Origin of the sequence: Tenacibaculum amylolyticum, from assembly GCF_964511145.1 — a bacterium.
GTDB lineage: Bacteria > Bacteroidota > Bacteroidia > Flavobacteriales > Flavobacteriaceae > Polaribacter > Polaribacter amylolyticum.
Map to the genome: position 1 here is coordinate 1 of NZ_CAZEFZ010000043.1, position 3,415 is coordinate 3,415.

The window sequence follows — 3,415 nt, forward strand, 5'->3', positions numbered from 1 at the left end:
TAAAACTGTAAAATTAAAATTAACTATAGATATGAAAAAGCAATTGAATATTGCTAGTCTCACATTACTATATTGGGGACTAAAAACACAAGAAAAAGAAATCCTTCTAGATTTCGATAAGCAACAAAATGAATTTTATTTAAAAGCGAATCAACACTATGATGTGTTTGGATTAAACATCAATCACAGTACGAACTACTAAAATTTAACTTTATTTATGAAAAAAATATTATATGGCATGTTCTCCATGCTATGGATAGCTACGTCCTATGGTCAAGAGCTACCAAAGATTATTCAACCTGCTCCAGAAGCACGAAAAATGATTGAATATGGAAATATACCTGTAAGTTTTAATACAGGGGTGACAAGTGTAGGAGTTCCACTTTATAGTTTAAAAGCAGGGAATTTACAACTACCTATTAGTTTATCGTATCATTCATCTGGGGTTAGAGTTAATGATCCTGATGGACTTACAGGGCTAAAATGGACTTTTGTTAATGGAAGTGGAAGTGTTAACCGTACAGTAAAAGGAAGACCTGATGAAAATACAGCAAACCCTATTTCTGGTTGGCTTTATACTTCTCAAAATATAACAGATTATGACAACCCTAGTGAACTTCACAAAGCCTATATTGAACAAGGATGTTCTGATTTAGAACCAGATGAGTTTTCAGTATCCTTGCCTACAGGACAATCAGCTTCATTTATATTTGACAACCAACGCCAAATAGTTTTTACTCCAGATAGTAAAGGCATGAAAGTAGATTTTTTTAATGATTATACTTTAAACTCAGGTTTTAAAATTACAGATACCTCAGGGGCAGAATATTTATTTACAGTAAAAGAAGCAAATGTAAGTCAAGTAAGTGGAGGTGGTGTACTTAATCCATGTCCTACTGTAAATTATACATCTTCATGGAAACTCAGCAGTATTACTCTTCCTAATAATGCAGGGCAAGTTACTTATACTTATACCGATGATTCGTATAGTGAAAATTATGTCGCTACTCAAAGTGAAATATTACAAGAACCTCTAATTCCTAATCTTAATGCTCCTACATCGGGAGTACAAACAGTATATACTACCAATACCTACAATTTAAAATTAGTAAGTAGTATCACTTTTAAAAACATAGAAATACAGTACGGTTATACTGCTAAAAACAATGTGAATGATGGTAAAAAATTAAGTACGATTACCGTGTATACTGATATTGATGCTACTGGGGATGTTACTACAGGCAATCAAGTTGAAAAATATAATTTCCTATATGATTTCAATGGTAATCAACGAATGTTTTTAACAAGTATAGATAAAGTTTCTAAAACAAATGAAATAGAAAATTATAGAACTTTTGAATATGAAAACAAAGATTTATTCCCTTCTAAAGGTAGCTTCCAGATAGATCATTTTGGATATTTTAACGCAAGAGCTAACACTAAACTAATTCCTAGTGGATTATATCGTTTATATGGAGAGGCAGCAGGAGGTTTTATATATACAAATTACAACGGTGCAGATAGAGAACTTAATACAGATCGAATCAATACAGGAAATCTTACCAAAGTAATTTACCCCACCAAAGGATGGACTAGTTTTGTGTATGAGCCAAATTATGGGTTGTCAGGAGGAACAGAAGAGATTAATTATGAAAGCTTCACATATCAAGCAGCCCCTTTGAATAGTAATTCAGGATGGCATACTTTTACTTCTGATCCATTTACAATAGATACAGGTGTATTCTCTTTTAATAGTATCACTGTTTATAATTTTGATGGTGCTTTTCCAATTACTTATGTAAAGCCCGTAGTCGAACTTATAAATAGTAGTAATGAGGTAGTCAAGCAATATGTATTACAACAGCAAGGAGAAAACATTTCCAATGATGATTTTATACTCAATCTTCCACAAGGAAATTATACTGTACGTGTAAAAATATACAATGCTAGTTCTTATGTTTTAACTGTAACAGTTCGTGGAGGATATGAAACAACATCTACTGCACCTATAATTAATAAATACTTTGGAGGATTACGTGTTAAAAGTATCAGTAATTACGATAGCGATAATCTATTGCCTATTAAAAAGAGTTATAACTATTCAGACTTTTCTAATGCAGCATTAACAAGTGGTCATGTTTTTGGTAGACAAAGTAGTTATAATGATGAAATAACTATTGTACAGCCTTTACAAGGTGGAGCGAGTTATACAGTAATTAGTCAAAACTTCATGAAATTAAGCTCTAGTACTATGCAAAATATTGCTTATAGTAGAAACGCTCCTGTTTTGTATGAGAATGTAGAAGAGGTTTTTGAAGGAAATGGTACTTCTTTTAAAAATAGATATTACTATAAAAACTATGGTTTAAATATCACAGGAACAAAAATAGCACTTGCTTCAGGAGCAGTATATCAAGATTATCTTTTAGAAGATTATGCTAATGGAATTCTATGGAAAAAAGAAAGTTTTAATAGCGCCGATGGAAAAGTTAACTCAGAAGTCTACGAACATCATTTTTTAGCTACAGATGTAAATATGCCATTGGATAAAATCGTTTGTTATAAAGCGCATGTCTATGCTCCTGTTAATTGCACTACAATTCCTAGACAGAAAATAATCCGTTGGTTTGCTCCTAAGAAGACAACTTCAACCGTACATAATAGCACAGGGAATATTGTAACTGTTTCAGAAAGTTTTTATGATAACTCAGCACATCGACTACCTACAAGACAGTTTATAACTAATAGTAAAGGAGAAACAATGATTACTACGACCAAGTATGCGCACGAAATGAATAATACAGCATTAAAAAATAAGTTTCGTATTGCAGAGCCTTTACGTGTAGAAACCTCTAAAAAAGTTGGAAATAACACAACTAAATTAGCGACACAAAACACCATTTATAAAGATTTTGGGAATGGGATATATCAACCTGAAATAGTACAAACAAGTAAAGGAGATGCTAGTTTGCAAGATCGAGTTACTTATCATAGTTACGATAGTAGTTCAGCAAATCCAAAAGAAATAAGTAAAACAAATGGTACAAAGATATATTATGTTTGGGGGTATCATGGTGCGCAACCCATTGCAAAAATAGAAGGCTATGAGTCAATTAGCACTTCACAATTATCAGTAATCAATGCCGCAATAGCTGCATCAAACTTAGACACTGATCAGGCTACAGAAACTACTTTACGTGACCGTTTAACAGCTATAAGAGATGCCTTTGTAGGTGCACAAGTTACTACTTTTACTTATGATCCATTAATAGGCAGAACTAGTATAACAGACCCTAGAGGTGAGACTATGTATTATGGGTATGACCAGTTCAATCGATTAGAGGTTGTCAAAGATGCTCAGGGAAAAATTTTAAAAGAAAATAAATATCATTATAAAAACTAATTAGCTATGGAA

Annotated in this window: 2 protein-coding genes; both read left to right on the plus strand. The window is 32.3% G+C overall.

Annotation, left to right across the window (positions count from 1 at the left end; genetic code table 11):
• Positions 1–202: hypothetical protein (locus ACKTTC_RS12765; RefSeq protein WP_408040226.1), on the plus strand; the 202-nt coding region annotated here is incomplete at its 5' end.
• 15 nt (positions 203–217) lie between these two features.
• On the plus strand, positions 218–3,403 hold the full coding sequence (locus ACKTTC_RS12770) for an RHS repeat domain-containing protein (RefSeq protein ID WP_408040227.1): 3,186 nt from the start codon (positions 218–220) through the stop codon (positions 3,401–3,403).
• Positions 3,404–3,415: the final 12 nt, after the last annotated feature.